Below are 21,746 nucleotides of genomic sequence, written 5' to 3' on the forward strand. Positions count from 1 at the left end.
TTCAGGACCTTTCGTTCGGGCTGCTGTTACCGGTATCGGCTTCAGGTTCGCAGGCTGGCAGGCGGAGCCTTACGCAGGTGCCCCGCCCGGTAACGGTGTCGGCGGGGCTTTCAACCTGAATGTGGCCGTAGTGCTCTTCAACAATACTGTAGACCAATGACAGACCAAGCCCCGTTCCCTTGTTGGGTGGCTTGGTGGTGTAGAACGGCTCAAACACATGCTCAAGCTGCTCGGCCGGGATGCCTGAGCCGTCATCAATGACTTCGATAATAGCGGAGTAGCCGTCGCTGTTTCCACTGATCCGCACGTTGCTGCCTTCCGGTGACGCATCCCGGGAATTGGCCAGCAGGTTCACGAATACCTGAACCAGGCGCTGCTCGTCGCCCATGATGTAAAGGTCCTCCGGGCATTCGTTCAGGAAGTGGATGCCCATGCCCTTGTCGCTCAACGACAGCAGGTTGATGGATTCAGCGACGCACCGGTGCAGGCTCACCGGTTCATAGCGGTTGGCCTGGGCATGGTTGCCGGTGCGGGCAAAGTTCATCAGCGATTGCAGGATGTTGGACACCCGCCGGGTCTGCTGCTGGATATGGTCGGCCGTTTCCAGGATGGCAGGGTCGGTGGTCTCGAATTTCAGGTTTTGTGCCAGCGATGAGATGCCGGTCACCGGGTTGCCAATCTCATGGGCCACACCGGCCGCCAGCCGGCCGACGGAGGCCAGTCGCTCACTGTGGATCAGCTCGTCCTCCAGCAGGCGGGTTTCGGTCTGGTCCTCCACCAGAATAATGGAGCCGCCTTCCGGGTGGTCCGGGCCGCTGAGTGCTGCCTTGTGCAGGTTCAACCAGTGGGGTTTGCCCCGCAGGTCCAGCCGGTGTTTATGCCGGTGCAGGTCATCGCCGCTGTTGAAGTCTTCCAGCAGCAGGTACCAGTGTTCCGGCAGGGCCTGCAGGCGGGCACCCACGACTTCATCAGCAGGAATGCCGGTGAGCTCCTCCATGGTGTGATTCCACATCAGGATTTCACCGTCATCGCCCACCGAACAGGCAGGAATGGGCAGATTCTGCAGGGTTTGGCGGTAATGTCGGCGCAGGTTGTCCAGTTCCCCGGCAAGGCCGGTGAGCTTGTTCTGGTAGTCCCCCAGGGCCCGTTCCACATAGCGGATATCCTGACCGGTGTGCTCGGAGGTTACCGGCTTGAAGCCCAGGTGGCGCTTGACGATATCCCGGGCAATGGACGGCCCCAGCAGGCCGGACAGGTTGACCTCAATCTGGTCTCGAAGCCGGCGTAATTGGTAGGGGCGGAACTCGACGGGAGGCAGTCGAAGTTGCGACAAGGCGCGCTCTACTTCCCGGCGGGCAACGTGATTGCCAAGCGGGTCGGTCAGCTGTTGGATGAATTCATTGGAGGAGGTGGCCTCCAGTTCCCTTCGTTGAGGTCGTGACAGCGCGCCGATGGAGCAGGATTGGGCGGCGCTGGCCTCTTCGGGTGAGGTTTTGCTGAACAGGGAAACCAGGATGAATACGCTGGCGTTGATGGCCAGGCTGAAGAACGTGGACAGGTGCCAGTCATCCTCGGATGGGCTGACCGGTAATTGCATGGCCTGGAGCAGGTCGGCGGTGTAGGAGAAGGGCAGAACCATGGTGACAACCCAGATCGCCAGACCGGTCAGCAATCCGGCAATCAAGCCACGGCGGTTGCCCTGACGCCAGTAAATCACGCCCAGGGCGCCAGGCAGCAATTGCAGGGTGCCGGTGAGCGAGATGGCGGCGAGGATCTGCAAATCCAGGTACCGGCCCACCAGTTCATGGAACAGCAGGGCCAGGAACAGGATGATCGCAATCAGCAGGCGCTTGAGCCACTGCAGCCAACGGTAGATGTCCGCCTGGTCGCGGGGCGTCTTCAGGGGCAGTACCACATGGTTCAGCATCATGCCAGACAGGGCGAGGGTGCTGACGATCATCAGTCCGCTGCCGGCAGACAGGCCGGCGATATACAGGAACAGCGACAACTGCGGAAGCGATAGCGCCTGGCCGATGCCGATGGCAAACAAGGCCGGTGAGGTATCAACGGCCAGCGCCTGGCCACCCCATGCCACCAGGGGCACGGGCAGGCCGATGAGAAGCAGATAAAGAGGGAAACCCCAGCTGGCTTTCGTCAGTGCTCCCGGCGAGGGGTTCTCGGCAAAGATCATGTGGTACATGTGGGGCAGCACGAGCGCCGAGGCAAAGGACATGACGGCCAGTGCCCGCCAGCTGCCGTTGCTGCCCGGGTCGATGGAGGGCTCAAAGGTGAACCAGCTCTGCAGGCCGCCAAACCCGCCAAGAACCGAAAATACAATAACCACACCCAGCACCAGCATGGCGATGATCTTGACGACGGAGTCAAAAGCAATGGCCAGCACCAGGCCCTCGTGGCTGCCAGCATTCTGGCGTTGCCGGGCACCGAACAGGATCGTGAACATGACCACCGTCAGGCTGAACATGAAGGCGATCAGCTTCGGGGAAGTTTCCGGCGCCAGCAGGCTGGCGGACAGGGTTACAGCCTGGATCTGCATGCTCAGCAAGGCCAGGATCGTCGCCCCGGAGCACAAGGTCACCAGGGTGCCGGCCCATTGGCTGCGGTAGCGGTATGCAAACAGGTCGGCCAGGGAGGTCAACTGGTGGGCCCGGCTGATCCGTAGAATCGGGTTCAGCAGCACCGGCGCCAACAGGAAGGCGATACTGATGCCCAGATAATAGGCGACGAAATCGTATCCGGACTCCATTGCCATGCCCACGGCACCGTAGATGGCCCAGATGCCGGTGAACACCCCGAGGCTCAGGGTGTAGACCAGGGGATGTCGGACCCAGGCCCGTAACCGGGCGGTCTGTTCGGTGGTCCAGGCGATACCGAACAGTAGTGCCAGGTAAGCAAAACTGGCCAGCAAGAGGCCGGTGGCGTTAAGTGTCATAAGGGGGATGCCCGGAAGTCAGGGGAATGTGGTCCCGTCGCCAATGAGCCCGGCCCCAGGCCAGAACGTCTTCGACGGTGCCCTCGACCAGCGCCGCTGGCGGCTGCTGGCCAAGAGCAGTGAGTGCGCCTACCAGGTTGCCGACCGGCCGGCTGTCGTTCAGCGCTGGAGCGTGGGTCTGTTTGCTGAGTTTCTGGCCCTCGGCATTCACAATCACCGGAATGTGGAGCCAGTGCGGCGGCTGGGCGCCAAAGGCCCGGTAGATCTGCAGCTGTTGGGCCGTTAGCGGCAACAGGTCCGAGCCCCGGACCACATGGGTGATGCCCTGGTCAATATCATCGACGACCACCGCCAGCTGGTAAGCGTAAAAACCTTCCTTACGTTGCAGCACCGGATCGTCCAGTTCTGCCCGCACTGCCTGTTGTTGTGGGCCGAGCAGTTGGTCCGGCCAGTGGCAGTCCTGGTCCTCCAGGGCAAATCGCACCGCGCAAGGGGCGGTGGCAGGCGCTGATGTGCCGTTCCTGCAATGGGCCGGATGGTAACCGCCGTTGGCTTTCAACTGTTTGCGGGAGCATTGGCATCGGTACGCCTTGCCCTGTGCGAGCAACTGCTCGATGGCTGCCTGGTACGCGTCATGGCGGTGCGACTGGTAACAAATGGGCTCGTCAGAGTGCAGGCCGTGGCAGGCCAGGGAATGCAGGATCTCGCCGGTGGCTTCCGGGGGCTCCCGCAGGGGGTCAAGGTCTTCGATGCGAACCAGCCAGTCGCCGCCGGCCCTACGGGCCTCCAGCCAGCTGGCCAGGGCGGTCACCAGGGAGCCGAAATGCAACGGTCCTGTGGGAGAAGGGGCGAAACGCCCGCGGTACCGTGGTTGCTCCATAGAAACTCAGTAAGCCGGCCGGTGGGGTGGCCGGCTTTCGGTGTGCCGGGATCAGAGTGCCGGGATCAGATGCCGGTCTGGCGCTCGCGGATCTCCGCCAGGGTTTTGCAATCGATGCATAGGGTGGCCGTGGGGCGGGCCTCAAGACGACGGATGCCGATTTCCACGCCACACTGGTCGCAGAAGCCGTAGTCGTCCTTGTCGATGCGGTCGATGGTCTTGTCGATTTTCTTGATCAGTTTACGCTCACGGTCACGGGTCCGCAGTTCCAGGCTGAACTCTTCTTCCTGGGTTGCGCGATCACTGGGATCGGCGTAGTTTGCCGCATCTTCCTGCATGTGGTGCATGGTGCGGTCAACTTCTTCCATGAGTTCCTGCTTCCACTTCATCAGCAGGTCCTTGAAGTGCTGGAGCATCTCCGCACTCATGTATTCTTCACCCGCCTTCATTTCATAGGGGGTGAAATCAGTAAAACGTTCGCGTGGATGTTCTGCGGTATTTGCCATATAACCGGCCTCTTGTTTTGTACTTCACAAGAACGCTTTGCTTCCGCCGCGCCAGTTTTGTCAGTGCGCGGTTAACCCTGAATAAAGCATTCATCCTGAAACGGGAATTGGCGGAAAATAGCAGATAAGTTGCGAGGGTGCCAGCTTTGTGGCACTGACTTTTAGTGGAGAGGGTATGAAGTTTCCGGAACCATTGCTGGAGGGGCGGCTGACTCGTCGCTACAAACGTTTTCTGGCGGACGTACGCTTGATGGACCAGGAGGAGGTGACGGCCCACTGCCCGAACACCGGCTCTATGCTGGGCTGCCAGCCGGAGAACGCTCGGGTCTGGCTGAGCCGGAGTGATAACCCCAAGCGCAAGCTGAAATACACCTGGGAATTGGTAGAAACCGCTCCGGGCCAGCTTGCCTGTGTGAATACGGCCCGCCCCAATGCCCAGGCCCGGGCAGCGATTGAAGCGGGCGTGGTGTCTGAACTGACCGGTTATTCGCAATGCCGTGGTGAGGTGCGCTACGGCGAGGAAAAAAGTCGCATCGACTTGCTGCTGTCCGGCCATGAGTCCCGGCCCAATGCTTGGGTCGAGGTGAAAAATGTGACGCTTTCAGAAAACGGCCAGGGCTTCTTCCCCGATGCCGTCACCCAGCGGGGCCAAAAACACCTGCGGGAACTGATGGCGCAAGTGGCCAGGGGCGACCGGGCTGTGTTGTTTTTTGTGGTGAATCACACTGGTATCCGGGAAGTGCGGCCAGCGGACCATATTGATGCCCGTTATGGGCAATTGTTGCGGGAGGCCAGTGCCGCTGGTGTGGAAGTGCTGGCTTACCGGGCGGCTCTGGCCGCTGAAGACGGCAACCCTTCAGGACGGCTGGATTTGTTCGAGGCCGTCCCGGTTTGCCTGGAGTGTGCCTGGAGCCCTGATGGTAAGGAGTAATGCCACCCGGCCTGTGGTCAGGCAGGATGGCATCGGTCGTGGTCTGGCCCGTTATTTCGGCAGAATGGTGTAGCGCATCCGGGTGCCGTGATTCAGGGACATGACGATTTCGTCCGCTTCCAGGCGGTGCGGAAAATAGCAGCCAGAGATTTTGGCACTGGCAATGCTGACCCCTTCCATGCGGGAGCGGGAAAAATCGATGCCGCGCAGATCGGCGCCCCGGAAATAGGCGTGGCGGAAGTCCAGCCCCGTGGCATCCAGCCCCCTCAGGTCGAGCCCGCGGAAATCGCCGTGGGCAAAGCTGGGCAGTTCGCTGAGCCCGGCTTTCTGCTGGTTGAAGGTTTTTACGTCTTCGCTTCTCAGCACTTCGTAAAGTGGGTGATCGATTTTGTGCAGTTCGTGCTCTTGAAACTCTTCCATTGTCTGCTCCATGCAGGGCCGTCACATCCCCGAGTTTAGTTGTTTTATGGGTTACAAGCCCAGATGCCGCCGGATTCGGTCTGCCACCGCTTCGGCAACGTGCTCCTGGTCTGTGTGCAGGTGAATGGTATGGCTTCGTTCCTCCGCTGATAGCGGCTCAAACCAGCTCTGCTGGGCGTCCAGAAGCTCTTCGGTGGCTTCCGATGCATCCCCTTTGCGCTCGCGGACCCACTGGCGACGGAGTGCTTCGGGCGCCTCGCAATGCACTAGCAGGAAGGGAACGCCCTGATCTTCCGCAATACCTGAGAACAGGGCCCGTTCTTCGTGTTTCAGGCAGGCCGCATCAATGATCACCGAAAGGCCATTGGTCAGCAGTTGTGAGGCGTGGTCTGCCAGCGACTGGTAGGTTTTCTCGGTCGCTTCTTTGCTGTACAGCTCGGTGCCTAGCCCCGATTTGCTGTCTTCGAGTGGTGCCAGGCCGTGCAGGCGCTTGCGTTCAACGTCCGAGCGCAAGCGAATGAGGTCCAGTTTCTGGGCCATGGCGGCGCTCACGCAGGTTTTGCCACTGGCCGACAGGCCGGTGGTGGCCAGCAGGTAGCGGTTGGGGATGGCCTCGCAGTCGTCCGCCAGCTGGGCGTAGTTGCGATAGCTTTCCATGAGCCTGGCTTTTTCATCCTCGCCCAGCCCCGGGTTGCCCATGGTGAAGAGGGCAATCTTGCCGCGCACCAGGGCACGGTAGGCCTTGTACAGCGGCAGCAGTGACAGGCCTTCGAAATCACCGCGATATTCCAGGTAGGTGTTGAGCACCAGGTTGGCCAGTTCCGGTTCCTTACGGGATTCCAGGTCCATCAGCAGGAAGGCCAGGTCATTGATGACGTCGATCCAGCGAAATGGTTCGTTGAATTCGATGCAGTCGAACACCGTGACCTGGTCTTCAAAGACGGTGATGTTGGCCAGGTGCAGGTCGCCGTGGCACTCGCGCACCAGGCCGTTGGCTCGGCGGCTGGCAATCAGGTCGCGTTGGCGCTCGAACGTGGTGCGGGTCCATTCTTCCAGGTTGTCCAGCTGCTTGAGCAGCGCGGGGTCGTCCAGCAACGGCCGGATCTGGTCGAAATTCTCCTGCATGGCCGCGTAGACCGACTCCGGCGTGCCCAGGGGCTTATCGTCCGGGATCGATGGCAGGCTGTCATGGAACTGGGCCACCTGGCGCGCCAGGCTTGTCAGTAGCTCCGGTGGCAGGTCACCGCGTTCCTGGCGCTTGTCGAACAGCTCATCCTGATTGAACTGGCGCATGCGAATCGCGTATTCAAACGCTTCGCCAGAGCCGCCCAGGCAGGGTTTTTCCGGCGTGCCGGTAATCGGCAGCACTTCCAGGTACAGGTTCGGCGCCAGGCGGCGGTTCAGGCGCAGTTCTTCTTCGCAGAAATGCTTACGGCGCTCCAGGGTGGAGAAATCCAGGAAACCGAAATCCATGGGCTTCTTGATCTTGTAGGCGTAGTCGCCGGTCAGGATAACCTGCGAAATATGGGTCTCGATGACCCGGAATTCATTCACCGGGTGGTTGTACAGTGCAGGGTCCTGCAGGGCCTGAATCAGTGTGTTTTCCGCGTTGGCGCTCACTCGTGTGCTCCTGGTTCACTGAACCTGTTGATTTTTATCGGCCTACTATAACGGGGTGATTACAGAAATAACACACAACAGACCTGCCGTTGCGGCTGCCCGGTTCGATATAATCGCGCCATGACTCGATCTCGCTCCTCTCGCAAGAAAACCATGGGCCGCAGTCTGCTGCGAATTCTGTTCCGCGTTGGCCTTCTGGCGACGTTCCTTCTGGCCGGCTGGGTGGTCTATCTGGACGCCCAGGTCACCGACCGTTTTGAGGGACGCCGTTTTGAAGTGCCGTCCCGAGTGTACGCCCGCCCGCTGGAGCTCTATGACGGCGCCAGTGTCAGTGCCGCAGGTTTAACCCGTGAGCTGGAACTGGCGGGTTACCGGCGCGGCAGTGGTAACCGGCCCGGCTACTACCAGCGCAATGGCCAGCGCTTTGTGATTCATACCCGAGGCTTTCTGTTTCCCGATGGCGAGGAGCCGGCCCGGCAGTTGTCTCTCCGGGTGTCCGGTGATCAGGTCAGCGGGTTTTCGGTGGTAAGCGGGCCGTCTTCAGCAATCGTTCGCCTGGAACCAGCCCGGATCGGCGGCATTTACCCGGCGCACCGGGAAGATCGGGTGCTGGTCCAGTTGTCGGATGTTCCCCAGCCGTTGATTGATGGCTTGCTGGCGGTAGAAGACCAGAACTTTCATGAACACATCGGCATCGCGCCACTATCGATAGCCCGTGCCTTTGTCGCCAATATCAAGGCCGGGCGGATTGTCCAGGGCGGCAGCACGCTGACCCAGCAGCTGGTGAAGAATTTTTTCCTGACCCGGGATCAAACGCTGGTGCGCAAGGCCAACGAGGCACTGATGTCGCTGCTGCTGGAATTCCATTACAGCAAGGACGACATTCTGGAGACCTATTTGAACGAGGTGTACCTGGGGCAGGCAGGCAACCGGAGCATCAACGGCTTTGGCCTGGCCAGCCAGTTCTATTTTGGCGAGCGGCTGAAGAACCTGGACCTGCACCAGATGGCCTTGCTGGTGGGCATGGTGAAAGGCCCCAGTTATTACAACCCGCGCCGGCATCCGGAGCGGGCAATGGCCCGCCGCAATCTGGTGCTGAAAGAGATGGCCGAAGCCGGACTGCTGGATGCCCGTCAGGCCGATCAGGCGCAAAACCGGGCGCTGGATATCAGTGCCCAGCCCTCCTATAACGACAACCTGTACCCGGCCTATATTGATCTGGTGCGCCGGCATCTGGCGCGGGATTATCGGGACGAGGATCTGCGTAGCGAAGGCCTGAGAATCTTCACCACCCTGGACCCGGCCATCCAGCAGGCCTCGGAAACCGCTGTTCGTGACACCCTGCCCAAACTGGTGGGCAGCGAGCACCTGGAAGGGGCGCTGGTGGTGACTGGCAAGGACAGTGGCGAAGTGTTGGCCCTGGTGGGGGGCAGGGATCCCCGGTTTGCCGGGTTCAATCGAGCGCTGGATGCCCGTCGTCCCATCGGCTCGCTGGTCAAACCTTTTGTGTACCTGACCGCCCTGAAACAACCGGAGCGCTACACGCTGATCACACCACTTCAGGATAAAGGTTTCGTGTTGGAGTTTGACGATGGTCGTCGCTGGCAGCCCAGCAATTACGATGAAGAGGAGCGTGGTGAGGTACCCCTGCATCGGGCACTGTCGCATTCGTTGAACCTGCCAACGGTGCGGGTGGGCCTGGACGTGGGCATTCCGGCGGTGCAGGATACCCTGCGGGCCTTCGGCGCGCCGACGCCCATTCCCGATTACCCGTCAGTTTTGCTGGGCAGCTTGTCCCTGACGCCGGTCGAGGTCGCCCAGATATACCAGGGCCTGGCCACCTCCGGTTTCAATACGCCGCTTCGGAGTATTCGCGAGGTGACCGATGCCAATAATCAGCCACTGTCCCGGTACAGCCTGAAGGTGGAGCAAGTGGCCGACAATGGCGCGGTGCACCTGGTGCAATACGCCATGCAGGAAGCCATGCGCGAGGGTACTGGCCGTTCAGCCTATAACTGGCTGCCGGAGCAATTGAGCCTGGCCGGTAAAACGGGCACCACGGATGATGGTCGTGATGCCTGGTTTGCCGGTTTCAGTGGCGATCTGCTGGCGGTGGCCTGGGTTGGCCGGGACGATAACCGGGGCACGGCCCTGACAGGTGCCTCCGGGGCGTTGCCGGTGTGGTCCGAAATGATGGCCCGGGTCCCGCAATATGGCTTTTCGCCGGTGGTGCCCGATGATGTTCAGTACCATTGGGTGAATGTCGGAAAGCAGGCGTTGACCGAAGAGCATTGCCCGGACGCCCGGTTCATGCCGTTCATTATCGGCAGTGAGCCTGAGGATATTTACGATTGTGGCGGCGCTGTTGGCCGCGAGATACGCAGCTGGTTTGAAGGATTGTTTAATGAATAAACATGTTATTGCCCGTCTTGGTGCCCTGTTTATCATGCTGGCCCTGGCAGGCTGCGCCTCCCGAATGGGCGGTGAATCCATCTACGTGCCCATGGGCGGTGAGACCAGGACCCAGGACGCACCAGCACCACCACAAACGTCCGAGCCAGCGCCAGAAGAACCTCAGGTGTGGCGCAAGAGCGAACAACCAGAAACGACCGAACCGGAAACCCGTACCCCCAGTTACCGGGAATCTGGTGATCAATTGCCCGAGGCTGCCCTGACGCTGATTCGTGACGCGGACCAGTACCTGCAGCGTGGCGATACCGACGGTGCCTTGTCGCAGCTGGAACGCGCTCAGCGTATCGCACCACGGTCGCCGGAAGTGTATCTCAAGCTTGCACAGGCATATGTGCAGAAGGGCAACCTGGATTCGGCCGAGCAGTTCACCCTGAAAGGCCTGTCTTTGGCGGGCAGTAATGCGCGTGTCCAGCGTGCAGGCTGGTTACTGCTGGCGGATATTCGGCGGGCAAGGGGCAATGTGGCAGGAGCCGCCCAGGCGGAAGAGCGGGCAGCGGCACTCTAGGCCGATGTTGAGACCAACCCGGATGGTGCTTTTGAAGCTGCCACCCGGGTTGGTATTCGGCAAGCGTTTACAGGGTCGCCATGACCTTTTTAGCCGCAGCAATGGTGTGATCAATATCTTCGTCGGACAGAGCCGCCGACACAAAACCAGCCTCAAACGCTGACGGGGCCAGGTAGACGCCTTCTTTCAGCATGCCCTGGAAGAAGTGCTTGAAGCGTTCGGCGTCGCAGTCCATGACCTGGTCAAAACGGCTGACGCTTTCTGCCTCAGTGAAGAACAGGCCAAACATCGCGCCGGCGCTCTGCACGGTCAGCGGGATGCCTGCCTCATCGGCCGCCTGCTTCAGGCCTTCGGTCAGGCGCTGTACTTTCGCCGAGAGTTTATCGTGGAAACCCGGCTCCGAGATGGCGTTCAGGGTGGTGAGGCCGGCGGTCATGGCCAGCGGGTTGCCGCTCAGCGTGCCGGCCTGGTACACCGGTCCCAGGGGCGAGATGTATTCCATGATCTCCCGTTTACCACCAAACGCGCCGACTGGCAGGCCACCGCCGATGACCTTGCCCAAGGCGGTCAGGTCCGGGGTGACGCCGTAGAAGCCCTGGGCGCCGCCCAGAGATACCCGGAAGCCGGTCATCACTTCGTCGAAGATCAATACCGAGCCGTGCTCGTCACAGACTTCGCGCAGGCCTTCCAGGAAGCCTGGTGCGGGCGGAATGCAGTTCATGTTGCCGGCCACCGGCTCCACGATGATGGCCGCGACCCGGTCTCCGATTTCCTTGAACGTTTCACGGACACCGTCGATGTCGTTGAAGTTCAGGGTAATGGTGTGTTCGGCCAGGCTGGCGGGAATGCCCGGAGAGTTGGGCACGCCCAGGGTCAAGGCGCCGGAGCCGGCCTTGACCAACAGCGAGTCCACATGGCCGTGGTAGCAGCCCTCGAATTTCACGATCTTGTCCCGGCCGGTATAGCCGCGCGCCAGGCGGATGGCGCTCATGGTGGCCTCGGTGCCGGAATTCACCATGCGCACCAGGTCGATGGACGGCACCAGTTCGCAGACTTTTTTGGCCATCTCGGTTTCCAGCGCGGTGGGCGCGCCATAGCCAATGCCAAGATCCACCTGCGCGTGCAGGGCGTTTTTGATGCGCGGGTCGGAGTGGCCGAGGATCATCGGGCCCCAGGAGCCGATGTAGTCGATGTAGCGACGGTCATCTTCGTCAAACAGGTAGGCGCCTTCGGCGTGTTTGAAGAACAGCGGCGTACCGCCCACGCCCTTGAACGCCCGCACGGGGGAGTTGACCCCGCCGGGGATGTATTTCTGGGCCTGTTCAAAAAGCGTTTCTGAATGGGTCACGGTAACTCCTGTCAGTCGGATAGTGAGAAAAGAGGGTGATGGCTGGCGAACAGGCGGGCAAAGGCCCGGGCCCTGTGTTCGATCTGTTCCGGGGTGCCGCCGAACAGGCCGCCAACCACGGCCAGCAGATCAGCGCCCGCCTCGATCAAGGGCCTGCCGTTGTCCACGGTAATGCCGCCAATGGCGGTGAGGGGCAGCCCCAGGGTTTTCGCTTCGGTTAGCACCGACGCATCGGCCGGTGGTGCGCCGGGTTTGGTGCTTGAAGAATAGAAGCGCCCAAATGCCAGGTAGTCGGCACCGCTATCCCGGGCGTTGCGAGCCAGGTCCAGGCGGTGGTGGCAGGTCATGCCGATGATGGCCTCGCTGCCTAACAGGACCCTGGCTTCCGTTAATGTGCAATCCTCCTGGCCCAGGTGCACACCATCGGCCTGCACGCGTTTGGCCAGGGGCGGATCGTCGTTGATCAGCAACGGGACATTCGCCTGCCGGCACAGTGAAGCCAGGTCGGTGGCCTGGCGCAGCCGTTCGGCCTGAGAGCCGGTCTTGTTGCGATACTGCACCAGCACCGCACCGCCGCGAAGCGCGGCTTCGACCGCCGGCAGCAACTCGGCAGCCGGCGTTAATTGCTCATCGGTAATGGCGTACAGCCCAGGCTTCAGTGCTCCCACAGGATGCCTCGATCCGGGATTTTCTGGCCTTTGCCGACAGTCAGCGCGTGCAGAAGGGTGCGGTGCACGTAATTCTGGGCCTGGGAAATGGCGGCCCGGGGCGACAACCCACAGGCGCGACCGGCGGCAATGGCAGCGGCCAGGGTGCAACCGGTGCCATGGTATTCATTGCTGCCAATCCGCTCGACCTCCCATTCCATGGGGTCCGGTGCGTGGTTGAACAGTTTATTGATGATGTGAATGCCAGTACCGTGACCGCCGGTGGCCAGAACCGACTCACAGCCGGTTGCCATCAGGTTTTCGGCGGCGGTGGCAGCTTCGTCGCTGCCGCCCAGCAGTGCCAGTTCTTCCCCGTTGGGGGTGATCATTTCCGCCTTGGGGAAGAGCCGGGTTTTCATCGCCTCCATCAATTGGCTGTCCGCCAGATCCCCACCACCGGCGGCCTTGATGACAGGGTCGGCGATGACGGGCACGTCCGGCAGGGTGTCCAGGAATTCCACCAGAACGTCGAGCACGGCCGCGCTGCCCAGCGCGCCGGTTTTCACCGCGTGGATCGGTACGTCGCCGGCCAGACAGGTCAGTTGCTGGCGAATCAGGTCGGGATCAACCGCCTGGGCGCCGTGGACATTGTTGGTGTCCTGGACGGTAAGGCAGGTGAGCACCGGCAGTGGGTGCGCACCCAGGGACGTGATGGCCTGGATGTCGGCCTGAATGCCGGCACCGCCTGAGGGGTCAAGGCCGGACAAGACCAGGACATGGGGGCGAGTGTAACGCTTGTTGATGGCAAACCTCCTCAGAAAGGTCTTACGACCGCCAAAATAACCACCGCCAGCAGGATGAAGACCGGCAGTTCATTGAACCAGCGGTAAAAAACGTGGCTTCGGGTGTTCTTGTCGTCGCGGAATACCTTCACCAGGTGACCGCAGTAAAAGTGGTACCCAATCAGGATGGCGACCAACAGCAGTTTGACGTGCAGCCAGCCCTGACTGAAGTAGCCCGAGACATTGTAACTGATCAGCCAGACGCCAAAAATCACTGTCGCGATCATTGAGGGTGTGGTGATGCCCCGGTAGAGCTTGCGCTCCATGATCTTAAAGCGTTCACGGCCCGGCTCGTCCTCGCAGGCGGCATGGTAAACAAACAGCCGCGGCAGATAGAAAATGCCGGCGAACCAGCAGACCATGGAAATAATGTGAAAGGCTTTCACCCAAAGCATGTATCAGCTCCGTCGGTATTGGTAATAACTTTCGATGTGGGACTTGAGGACAATGCCGTAGACCCGTTGAATCATGGGGGCTACGTGACGTTGCACGTAAAGCGCCTCGGCCTGGGTGGTGTCGAATTCCTGTAGCGCCTGTTCCAATGTCGCCTGGTATTGTACAGGAGCCACGTCTCGGCGATTGGCGGGGATGGCCAGAAGATCAACGGTTTTTGGTGGTTCCCTGTCTTCCTCTTCAGCCTCTTTTTCGCAATCTTCCAGATAACGGGCGAGGTCGACCGCCGGCAACAACGCCGTGGGCCCCTGCTTGCCTTCCACCAATAACCATTTGGGTTCGGCTTTCAGTGCCTTGCGGGCTTCCTCATTGGTCAGTTCCCGTTCCGTTCGAAATATGGAGCGGTCCATGATTGCGCCCACGGAAACGCGCCGCAGAGCCTGAATGACGGGTGAATTCTGATAGCTCAGCCCCTGGCTTTTCAGGATGGTGAGGAACAGGGATCTTTTTCCGAACGCTTCGCTGGTCACCAGGCTGGCGGTGGTAATGATCAGCATGCCGGGCAGGATGATGTTGGGGTTGCGGGTCAGCTCCATCAGGGCCATCAAGGCGGCCAGGGGCGCTTGCAGGACCGCGCCCATCATTGCCCCCATGCCCAGCATGGCGTAGAAACCCACCGACGACGCCTGGTCGAGGAACAGTTGCGCGCCAACAAGGCCCATGGCCCCGCCAATAGTGGCGCCCATGAAAATGGTCGAGCCGATGACCCCGCTGGGCATGCCCAGACCAATGGTGAGCCCGGTAACCAGGAGCTTGGCTACCCCCACGCCAAGCAGCAGCCAGAATCCCAGCTGACCATTGATGGTGTCGCTAACCGTGTCGTAGCCGATGCCCATGGTTTCCGGCACAAGTACGGCGAACGGCACCATAAGCAGCCCCGACAGAATGATTCGCAGGAGCACTGGGCGATGGTGGAAACGCCCCATCTTGTCCACCAGGGAAATGAAGCTGGCGGCGGCGACTCCGATAATGACTGCAATGACCAGAACCCAGGGGATTTCCAGCAATGAATGCATGGTCAGCGGAGGAACGCTGAACGCCGGCTCGGTGCCATACACCGCCTGGGTCACAATTGCAGAGCTCACAGCCGCCAGGATGATGGGGGTAAAACCAGCAATGGTGTACTCCATCATGACCACTTCCATGGCGAAAATAACCCCGGATATGGGGGTGTTGAACGAGGCGGAAATCGCGGCCGCACACCCGCAGGCGACCAGTGTGCGGATACTGTTGTTGGGAAGCCGCATACGCTGGCCGAGCAGGCTTGAGAAGGCTGCCCCGAGATGCACTGCCGGGCCCTCACGGCCGGACGACTGGCCAGTGACAACCGTGGTTACCCCGGCAACAAACTGGACCATGGCACTTTTGAAGGATATGTAGCCTTGGTGATAGTTGAGTCGCTCCATGATGTGCACGATGCCCACCTTCCGGTCATGGATGGCCAGTCGATGTAGCAGTAAGCCAAGTGCGACGGCACCGGCGAATGGAAGGATGGCGCGGGTGAGGATGCTGAGTTCCTCGAAACTTTCGGAGTTGGCTCCGGGCAGGAAGTGTTCCAGTGGCCATTCAATGGCAAGGCGGAAGAGCAGAATAACGGTGCCCGTCACCAGCCCGGACAGTAAGCCGAGAACGGCCAGTTGGGGCAGGGCATCCACGCCGGAAAGTCTGCGCCGAAACACAGGGATCAGTTTTTCGGTAAACAGTTTCCTGATGTTACGCATGGACGCGGAATTCCGGTTGCGGAGCAATGGCCGATAAATCAAGGATTTCTAGCCCATTGTAGCCGCGCCCCGTTAGGGTGCAATAAGTCATTCGCGTAACATGGTAAACTAGTAGTGAAATACGACCAGACCACGTTGGAGAAGACTGTGATCAAAATAGGCATCGTTGGTGGTACCGGATACACAGGTGTAGAGCTGCTGAGAATTCTGGCAGTTCATCCGGAAGTTGAGGTTAAGTGCATTACCTCCCGTTCAGAGGCGGGGATGCCGGTTGCCGATATGTACCCCAATCTGCGCGGATATTTCGATCTGGTGTTTTCCGTGCCCGATCCCACGGTGCTGGCGGGGTGTGATCTTGTGTTCTTCGCCACGCCCCACGGCGTTGCCATGCGCATGATTCCGGAGCTCATGGCGGCTGGTGTGCGGGTGGTGGACCTTTCTGCAGACTATCGCCTTAAAGATCTCGATACCTGGGCGCAGTGGTATGGCATGCCCCATGAAACGCCGGATTGGGTGGCGAAGGCCGTCTATGGCCTGCCGGAGGTGGCGCGCGAAGAGATCCGTCAGGCGCAGCTTGTGGCTAATCCGGGCTGTTATCCCACGGCTGTTCAACTGGGCTTTCTGCCGCTTCTTGAGGCCGGCCTGGTCGATTCGGCGCGCCTGATTGCAGACGCAAAATCAGGCGCCAGTGGCGCTGGCCGCCAGGGCAAGATTGGCATGCTGCATGGCGAAGTGGGTGAGAGCTTCAAGGCCTATGGTGCGTCTGGCCACCGGCATTTGCCTGAAATTCGCCAGGGCTTGAGTGCAGCGGCCGGCCGGGAAGTGGGCATTACTTTTGTGCCGCACTTGGTGCCGATGGTGCGCGGCATTGAGGCAACGCTGTATGCGGAACTGAACGATGTTGCTGATTTCGAGCGTCTGCAGTCTTTGTTTGAGACACGGTATCAGGATGAACCCTTTGTGGACGTGATGCCGTTTGGCAGTCATCCGGAAACGCGCAGTGTTCGCGGCGCCAACCAGTGTCGTATGGCCCTGCATCGCCAGGAGCAGAGCAACATGGTCATCGTTTCCTCGGTGATCGATAATCTGGTGAAAGGCGCGGCTGGCCAGGCGGTTCAGAACATGAACATCATGTTCGGCCTGGATGAGGCGATGGGTTTGAACGCTCCGGCCCTTCTGCCCTAAGGCCCTTCGATGATTCAACATGCGTCGGGGGCGTCAGCGGGCGCCCGCCGTCACCGGTGGCGGTTTGGATTGCTGCTGGTGGCCTGTTCGTTGGTGGCCGGGATGGTGGGCTATGCCAGTGGTTTGTCGGAACACGGTGAGCGTTTCTCTGCCCTGAGTGCGCAAAACAGCGCGCTACTGGCACAGCTGAGTGATTTGCAGGGCAGGCATGGCGAGTTACGGCTGGAGCTGGTCCAGCTGGAGAGTGAGCAGGCAGTCGATGCCCAGGCACTGAAAGAAGCGCGGATGATGATCGGAGCGCTCGAAGCTCAGGTGGCGGAACTGGAGTCGGAGCTGGGGTTTTACCGAAGCATCATGGCGCCTTCGAAAAGTGAGAAGGGCTTGCAGCTGGGCGAATTCACCCTGACGCCCGTGGCAAACGGCAGCGCTTACGATTTGGCGCTGACGGTGATGCAGGTTGGCAATAATGATCGTTTCCGGTCGGGCAGGATTGCGGTGACTGTGAACGGTACCATTGCGGGAAAACCGATCGATTTGGCATTTCATGCGCTGTCAGAGTGTTCGGATGGGGAAGGGGTTAAATACCGCTTTCGTTACTTTCAGAACATTGAATGCCGGCTGACGCTTCCAGACGGCTTCGTGCCTGAAATGGTCACGGTTGCCCTGAAGGCCCGCAGTCGCAGTGAGCCATTGCTTGAAGAGGCGAGGAAGTGGTCGCAACTACTGGTTGGGGATTCTCCGAATAGTTGATTGTTTTACTCAGGAATACCATAATCACCGTCGGATTATGATCGCCGGAGGCAAACCTTGAGTGTAGTGCAACAGCAAATGGCAGCGCCGTTCTTCTTCAGTGATGGAGCGGTGGCCAAAGTACGTGAACTTGTCGAGGAAGAAGGTAATCCCGAGCTCAAGTTGCGCGTGTTCGTAACGGGTGGCGGGTGTTCCGGCTTCCAGTACGGTTTTTCCTTCGATGAAAACCAGGAGGAGGATGACACCGTTGTCGAGCGCGATGGTGTTAAATTGCTGGTGGATGCGATGAGCTATCAGTATCTGGTGGGAGCTACCATCGATTATCAGGAGGGGCTACAGGGCTCCCAGTTTGTGGTCCAGAACCCTAATGCCACCTCAACCTGTGGCTGTGGCAGCTCCTTCACGGTGTAATCTCAGGCTGGGTAGATAGCGCCCAGCACCCGTTCCCCTTTGGCGCCGGTTACGGTTGGGATGTTGCCCGGCAGCCCGTTCAGGGTCTGTCTGGCAAGCCAGGCAAATGCAACTGGCTCTACCCATTGAGGATCCAGGCCGAGTTCAGCCGTGGTCCTCAGCTCCACTCCTTTCAGGCCTTCTCTCAGCCCCTCCATGATGAGCGGATTAAATGTACCCCCACCGCAGGCGTAAACCGCCATGCTGCTATTGGCGGTTGGCAGTTGCTGGAGGATCGTGTCGATGGTGAGCTGCAGGAGGGTTCTCTGGACATCCTCGGGAGGTAAATCGTCGAATCGCTGCAGGTGGGTGCTGATCCAGTTCAGGTTGAAGCGTTCCTTGCCGGTGCTCTTGGGTGGGGTTTTCACGAAGTAGGCATCTGACAAAAGATCTTCCAGGAGTTCTTCGTTAACCTCGCCTTCCCGGGCCCACTGGCCGTTTTCGTCGTAATGTTTTCCGGTCTGATCATAACACCAGGCATCGATCAGGGCGTTGGCGGGGCCAGTGTCAAAGCCAGTGATATTATTTGTCTCGTCCGAAGGCAGCCAGGTCAGGTTGGCGATGCCTCCCAGGTTCAGGATGCAGCGATCCTGGGTCGCTGACCGGAATAGCCATCGATGAAAAGCGGGCACCAACGGCGCTCCCTGTCCGCCGGCAGCGACATCCCGGCTGCGGAAATTGGATACGGTGGTAATGCCGGAGGCCTCGGCAATGATGGCGGGACTACCAATCTGCATAGAGAATGGCGCCTTGCCCGAGGGTTGATGGCGGATGGTCTGGCCATGGCTGCCAATACCGAGGATGTCGCTGGGATCGACTCCGCTCTGCTCAATCAGGGTGTTGGCTGCCTGGGCGAAATGCTGGCCAGTCAGCGTGTCCAGCTCGCCAAGTTCATCCGGGTCGGCATGGTTGCGGATGGCCTGCAGAAGCCGTGCCCGGAGATCTTCGGGATAGGGCAGTGCGAGAGTTGATTGAATCTCCAGCCGATCTTCGCCAAAAGATAACAGTACGGCATCAACAGCATCCATGCTGGTGCCGGACATCAGTCCGATCCAGAGTCCTTTGCTCATTCGCTGGAAGCCATGGCAAGCTGGCGGGTGTGATCCCGGAACACGTCAAACTGGGCCAGTCGCTGGTCGACGGTCTGTTTGAACTGTGCCATTTCACTGCTCGGAATCGGCTTGGCGTCCGGCAGCTTAACGGTGCGGGAGTTTTTGGCTACGCCGTTGACGCGGAATTCATAATGCAGATGCGGACCGGTGACCATGCCTGATGAGCCCAGGTAGCCAACGGTCTGCCCTTGCTTGACGCGAGTGCCGTTTTTGATGCCTTTGGCAATGCCACGCATGTGTGCATAAAGTGTGGAGATGTTGTCTCCATGCTGGATGACCACTGTACGGCCATAGCCGCCCTTCCAGCCGGCAAATTTGATCCGGCCACTACCGGCCGCCTTGATTGGGGTGCCCGGAGGCGCTGCGTAGTCGGTGCCTTCGTGCGGGCGAACGACATCGAGAACCGGGTGCCGACGTTGCAGATTGAAGGGTGAGGATACCCGGGCATTGATGGGAACCCGCAAAAAGGCTTTGCGCATGCTCTTGCCTTCAGGTGTGTAGTAATCCTCCTCACCATTGCTGTCGGTATAAAGGAGAGCTACGTGCTCGTCGTTCCGGTTAACAAACCGGGCTGACAGTATGCGGCCGGTACCGAACTTCTTGCCGTCGATAAACAGCTCTTCGTAAACCACCTCAAACTTGTCGCCCTTGCGGACGTCGTAAACGAAATCGATATCCCAGCCGAAGATGCCGGCCAGTTCCATGGTGAGGCGGTCATTCAGGCCGGCTTCCTTGGCGGATAGATACAGAGAACCATCGATTTCACCGGAGACAAAGGTAGGGCGTACCTCGGGTTCCCGGGTGACGGTTTCGCCGGTAAAACCCTCGTCCTCTTTGGTGATTTTGAGGGACTCAAGCAGGCTGCGCTTGAGCTCTATGGCAACCAACTGATCTTTGTTGTTAGTGCCAAAGCGAATGGTTTCGCCGGCATACAGGCGCTGCAGTTTCTCGGCTTCGCCCTCACCATGAATAACCGACAGCATGATTCCGTCGTTGAAGCCGGCCTTGCCGAACAGAGAGGACAGGGTGTCTCCGGATTTTATATCGAATACTTGCCAGTCAATGTTGGCTTTAGCGGGTTCCGCGTTGGCCAGAGATCCGGATTGGCTCTCCGCCGGGCGCCCCTGACTGTCAAGGTAGGCGGGGTCCTGGGCCGGTAAATCGCTGGCGGTGATGTTCTCTTCCTGATCCAGGTTGATCGAGTAAGACATCCGCTTGGCTTCGACATCGGAGCTTGGACTCATAAGCACCGCTGTGCTTATCACGGCGGTCGCCGCGGCGGCCAGGGTCAGGTGGAGTTTGGAAAAATTCTTGAGCACGGAGTCACCCATTTCAATCGATATACCAGCAGCTTGTAACGGCTAGTTAAGGCTTCTGATTAATTGTAGTCCATCAGATTACCGTATATGACGAAAGCAAGACAGTCTTCAACATTACGGTTCACGTTCCCTGCGGTCGAATCCCTTTGGCTGACACTGCTATAATGCCGCGCCTTAATCATTCGGTCGCTCCAATACGAGCTGTTCATACATACTTTACCAAGGGCTTCCAGCAATGCGCAGCCTAGCATCGCAGATTTGCGCATCAGGTCGCTTTGACAGGTACAACGGGGACACGAGTTCATGGCATCACTAGATGAAGCTATAGCCATTATCAAACGCGGTATCGATGAATTGATCCCGGAAGCGGATCTTGTAGAGAAGCTCAAAGAGGGGCGCCCGCTCCGCATCAAGGCTGGTTTCGACCCCACCGCGCCCGACCTTCATCTTGGGCACACCGTTCTTATTAACAAGCTGCGTCAGTTTCAGGACTTGGGGCATGAAGTCATATTTCTGATTGGTGACTTCACCGGAATGATTGGGGATCCGACTGGCAAAAGCGCGACCCGTCCCCCGTTGACCGAGGACGAAGTGCGCCAGAACGCGATCACCTATAAAGAGCAGGTCTTCAAGATTCTGGATCCGGGAAAAACCCGGGTCGTGTTCAATTCCGACTGGATGAACAAGATGACAGCGGCGGACATGATTCGCCTGGCTGGACAATACACGGTAGCTCGGATGCTTGAGCGTGATGATTTCGACAAGCGTTACCGGGCGGAACAGCCGATAGCCATTCATGAGTTCCTGTATCCTCTGGTTCAGGGCTACGACTCCGTGGCGCTCGAGGCAGACGTGGAGCTTGGCGGTACCGACCAGAAGTTCAACCTGTTGATGGGGCGTATTCTTCAGAAGCATTACGGCCAGAAACCGCAGGCGATTCTGACGGTACCTATTCTTGAAGGTCTGGATGGCGTTCAGAAGATGTCCAAGTCATTGGGCAATTATGTGGGTGTCAGTGATTCGCCGGGTGAGATGTATACCAAGCTTCTGTCCATGCCGGACGATTTGCTGTGGCGCTACTTTGAATTGCTGAGTTTCCGGCCCTTGGCGGAGATTGAAGAGTTTCGGGCTGCGGTTAGTGATGGCGCCAACCCGCAAGACTATAAGAAGGTGCTGGCGGAAGAGCTTATTACCCGTTTTCATGATGAGGACGCTGCAAAAACTGCGCACAAGTCTGCCGGCAACCGGGTGGCGTTGGGAGAGATTCCGGAGAATGTACCGGAAGTGGAAGTGTCACTGGAAGGCCAGGCCGAGCTTCCGACGCCAACCGTGCTTCGTCTGGCCGGGCTGGTAAAGAATGGCGCGGCTGCAAAAGACGTGCTCAAGCGAGGCGCGGTCTATATCGACGGTGAGCAGTTGGAAGGTAATCGCATGTTTGCCCTGGGCGATACCTGTGTAATTCAGGCTGGCAAGAAGAAGATTGCCAAGGTGGTTATTGTCGGTTGAGGAGCTGTCGATCGATCTTTTTGAATCTTTTTCCAAAAGGTCGTTGACAGGAAAACTGCGGTCTGTAGAATGCGCATCTCTTTCGAGGGGCAGGCCACTTCGGTGGGGTGTTTCTCGGCTGTTAACTGC

Annotated in this window: 19 protein-coding genes; 7 read left to right on the top strand and 12 right to left on the bottom strand. The window is 59.3% G+C overall.

The genetic code is table 11. The features are described 5' to 3' along the window. Position 1: 1 nt before the first annotated feature. The 3 genes from BY454_RS09580 to dksA form a co-directional block, all read right to left on the bottom strand. Positions 2–2,950 (bottom strand): sensor histidine kinase, encoded by a 2,949-nt coding sequence (locus tag BY454_RS09580; protein ID WP_104416309.1) that lies wholly within the window; start codon positions 2,948–2,950, stop codon positions 2–4. Beyond that, the gene (gluQRS, locus tag BY454_RS09585; protein ID WP_104416310.1) at positions 2,940–3,830 is read right to left on the bottom strand and encodes a tRNA glutamyl-Q(34) synthetase GluQRS; all 891 of its coding nucleotides are present in this window, start codon (positions 3,828–3,830) and stop codon (positions 2,940–2,942) included. The genes BY454_RS09580 and gluQRS overlap by 11 nt, the downstream gene beginning before the upstream one ends. Before the next feature lie 65 nt (positions 3,831–3,895). Continuing rightward, the gene (gene dksA / locus BY454_RS09590) at positions 3,896–4,336 is read right to left on the bottom strand and encodes an RNA polymerase-binding protein DksA (protein ID WP_104416311.1); all 441 of its coding nucleotides are present in this window, start codon (positions 4,334–4,336) and stop codon (positions 3,896–3,898) included. A 175-nt stretch (positions 4,337–4,511) separates the two neighbouring features. On the opposite strand from dksA, the gene sfsA reads away from it, so the two are divergent. Beyond that, positions 4,512–5,267, top strand: coding sequence for a DNA/RNA nuclease SfsA (sfsA, locus tag BY454_RS09595; protein ID WP_104416312.1), 756 nt, complete (start codon positions 4,512–4,514; stop codon positions 5,265–5,267). A gap of 51 nt (positions 5,268–5,318) precedes the next feature. Here the strand turns inward: sfsA and BY454_RS09600 are convergent, their stop codons facing one another. Together BY454_RS09600 and BY454_RS09605 are read right to left on the bottom strand one after the other, a co-directional pair. Continuing rightward, positions 5,319–5,687, bottom strand: a complete 369-nt coding sequence (locus tag BY454_RS09600; protein WP_104416313.1) for a pentapeptide repeat-containing protein — start codon at positions 5,685–5,687, stop codon at positions 5,319–5,321. Between the two features lie 51 nt (positions 5,688–5,738). Beyond that, entirely contained in the window at positions 5,739–7,307 is a 1,569-nt protein-coding gene (locus BY454_RS09605) for a bifunctional aminoglycoside phosphotransferase/ATP-binding protein (protein ID WP_104416314.1), read from the bottom strand. A 120-nt stretch (positions 7,308–7,427) separates the two neighbouring features. Between BY454_RS09605 and mrcB the strand changes: the two genes are divergently transcribed. After that, positions 7,428–9,719 (top strand): penicillin-binding protein 1B, encoded by a 2,292-nt coding sequence (gene mrcB, locus BY454_RS09610; protein ID WP_104416315.1) that lies wholly within the window; start codon positions 7,428–7,430, stop codon positions 9,717–9,719. Next, a complete protein-coding gene (locus BY454_RS09615) occupies positions 9,712–10,284 on the top strand; it encodes a tetratricopeptide repeat protein (RefSeq protein ID WP_104416316.1) in 573 nt (190 codons plus the stop codon). The genes mrcB and BY454_RS09615 overlap by 8 nt, the downstream gene beginning before the upstream one ends. 67 nt (positions 10,285–10,351) lie before the next feature. Here BY454_RS09615 and hemL read toward each other — a convergent pair whose 3' ends face one another. The 5 genes from hemL to BY454_RS09640 are packed head-to-tail and all read right to left on the bottom strand — an operon-like array spanning position 10,352 to position 15,295. Further along, positions 10,352–11,632 (bottom strand): glutamate-1-semialdehyde 2,1-aminomutase, encoded by a 1,281-nt coding sequence (gene hemL, locus BY454_RS09620; protein WP_104416317.1) that lies wholly within the window; start codon positions 11,630–11,632, stop codon positions 10,352–10,354. 11 nt (positions 11,633–11,643) lie between these two features. Beyond that, positions 11,644–12,300, bottom strand: coding sequence for a thiamine phosphate synthase (gene thiE, locus BY454_RS09625; RefSeq protein WP_219820624.1), 657 nt, complete (start codon positions 12,298–12,300; stop codon positions 11,644–11,646). Continuing rightward, the gene (gene thiD / locus BY454_RS09630) at positions 12,288–13,052 is read right to left on the bottom strand and encodes a bifunctional hydroxymethylpyrimidine kinase/phosphomethylpyrimidine kinase (RefSeq protein WP_104416318.1); all 765 of its coding nucleotides are present in this window, start codon (positions 13,050–13,052) and stop codon (positions 12,288–12,290) included. The genes thiE and thiD overlap by 13 nt, the downstream gene beginning before the upstream one ends. A 41-nt stretch (positions 13,053–13,093) precedes the next feature. Continuing rightward, on the bottom strand, positions 13,094–13,516 hold the full coding sequence (gene hemJ / locus BY454_RS09635; RefSeq protein ID WP_104416319.1) for a protoporphyrinogen oxidase HemJ: 423 nt from the start codon (positions 13,514–13,516) through the stop codon (positions 13,094–13,096). 3 nt (positions 13,517–13,519) lie between these two features. Further along, positions 13,520–15,295, bottom strand: a complete 1,776-nt coding sequence (locus BY454_RS09640; RefSeq protein WP_104425557.1) for a chloride channel protein — start codon at positions 15,293–15,295, stop codon at positions 13,520–13,522. A gap of 147 nt (positions 15,296–15,442) precedes the next feature. Between BY454_RS09640 and argC the strand changes: the two genes are divergently transcribed. The 3 genes from argC to erpA all read left to right on the top strand — a co-directional run bounded on the left by argC (position 15,443) and on the right by erpA (position 17,641). Further along, positions 15,443–16,480 carry an N-acetyl-gamma-glutamyl-phosphate reductase gene (gene argC, locus BY454_RS09645; RefSeq protein WP_104416329.1) on the top strand — a complete coding sequence of 346 codons (1,038 nt, stop codon included), beginning with the start codon at positions 15,443–15,445 and terminating at the stop codon, positions 16,478–16,480. A gap of 9 nt (positions 16,481–16,489) precedes the next feature. Beyond that, entirely contained in the window at positions 16,490–17,230 is a 741-nt protein-coding gene (locus BY454_RS09650) for a DUF6776 family protein (protein ID WP_146082703.1), read from the top strand. Between the two features lie 78 nt (positions 17,231–17,308). Further along, entirely contained in the window at positions 17,309–17,641 is a 333-nt protein-coding gene (erpA, locus tag BY454_RS09655) for an iron-sulfur cluster insertion protein ErpA (protein WP_181049678.1), read from the top strand. Positions 17,642–17,643: 2 nt separating this feature from the next. Here erpA and BY454_RS09660 read toward each other — a convergent pair whose 3' ends face one another. Further along, positions 17,644–18,750 carry an anhydro-N-acetylmuramic acid kinase gene (locus BY454_RS09660; protein WP_104416323.1) on the bottom strand — a complete coding sequence of 369 codons (1,107 nt, stop codon included), beginning with the start codon at positions 18,748–18,750 and terminating at the stop codon, positions 17,644–17,646. Continuing rightward, positions 18,747–20,111 (bottom strand): peptidoglycan DD-metalloendopeptidase family protein, encoded by a 1,365-nt coding sequence (locus tag BY454_RS09665; RefSeq protein ID WP_104416330.1) that lies wholly within the window; start codon positions 20,109–20,111, stop codon positions 18,747–18,749. Before BY454_RS09665 ends, BY454_RS09660 begins: the two co-directional genes overlap by 4 nt. Before the next feature lie 303 nt (positions 20,112–20,414). Here BY454_RS09665 and tyrS point away from each other — a divergent pair, with 303 nt between their 5' ends. Continuing rightward, the gene (tyrS, locus tag BY454_RS09670) at positions 20,415–21,617 is read left to right on the top strand and encodes a tyrosine--tRNA ligase (protein WP_104416324.1); all 1,203 of its coding nucleotides are present in this window, start codon (positions 20,415–20,417) and stop codon (positions 21,615–21,617) included. Positions 21,618–21,746 lie beyond the last annotated feature (129 nt).

Origin of the sequence: Marinobacter persicus (assembly GCF_002934325.1) — a bacterium.
In the GTDB taxonomy this organism is placed as follows: Bacteria; Pseudomonadota; Gammaproteobacteria; order Pseudomonadales; family Oleiphilaceae; genus Marinobacter; species Marinobacter persicus_A.

Excerpts from the sequence above, each read along its gene's own strand:
- BY454_RS09580 (WP_104416309.1), bottom strand. The coding sequence starts at position 2,950 with ATGACACTTAACGCCACCGGCCTCTTGCTGGCCAGTTTTGCTTACCTG.
- gluQRS (WP_104416310.1), bottom strand. The coding sequence starts at position 3,830 with ATGGAGCAACCACGGTACCGCGGGCGTTTCGCCCCTTCTCCCACAGGA.
- dksA (WP_104416311.1), bottom strand. The coding sequence starts at position 4,336 with ATGGCAAATACCGCAGAACATCCACGCGAACGTTTTACTGATTTCACC.
- sfsA (WP_104416312.1), top strand. The coding sequence starts at position 4,512 with ATGAAGTTTCCGGAACCATTGCTGGAGGGGCGGCTGACTCGTCGCTAC.
- BY454_RS09600 (WP_104416313.1), bottom strand. The coding sequence starts at position 5,687 with ATGGAAGAGTTTCAAGAGCACGAACTGCACAAAATCGATCACCCACTT.
- mrcB (WP_104416315.1), top strand. The coding sequence starts at position 7,428 with ATGACTCGATCTCGCTCCTCTCGCAAGAAAACCATGGGCCGCAGTCTG.
- BY454_RS09615 (WP_104416316.1), top strand. The coding sequence starts at position 9,712 with ATGAATAAACATGTTATTGCCCGTCTTGGTGCCCTGTTTATCATGCTG.
- hemJ (WP_104416319.1), bottom strand. The coding sequence starts at position 13,516 with ATGCTTTGGGTGAAAGCCTTTCACATTATTTCCATGGTCTGCTGGTTC.
- BY454_RS09640 (WP_104425557.1), bottom strand. The coding sequence starts at position 15,295 with ATGCGTAACATCAGGAAACTGTTTACCGAAAAACTGATCCCTGTGTTT.
- BY454_RS09650 (WP_146082703.1), top strand. The coding sequence starts at position 16,490 with ATGATTCAACATGCGTCGGGGGCGTCAGCGGGCGCCCGCCGTCACCGG.
- erpA (WP_181049678.1), top strand. The coding sequence starts at position 17,309 with ATGGCAGCGCCGTTCTTCTTCAGTGATGGAGCGGTGGCCAAAGTACGT.
- BY454_RS09660 (WP_104416323.1), bottom strand. The coding sequence starts at position 18,750 with ATGAGCAAAGGACTCTGGATCGGACTGATGTCCGGCACCAGCATGGAT.
- tyrS (WP_104416324.1), top strand. The coding sequence starts at position 20,415 with ATGGCATCACTAGATGAAGCTATAGCCATTATCAAACGCGGTATCGAT.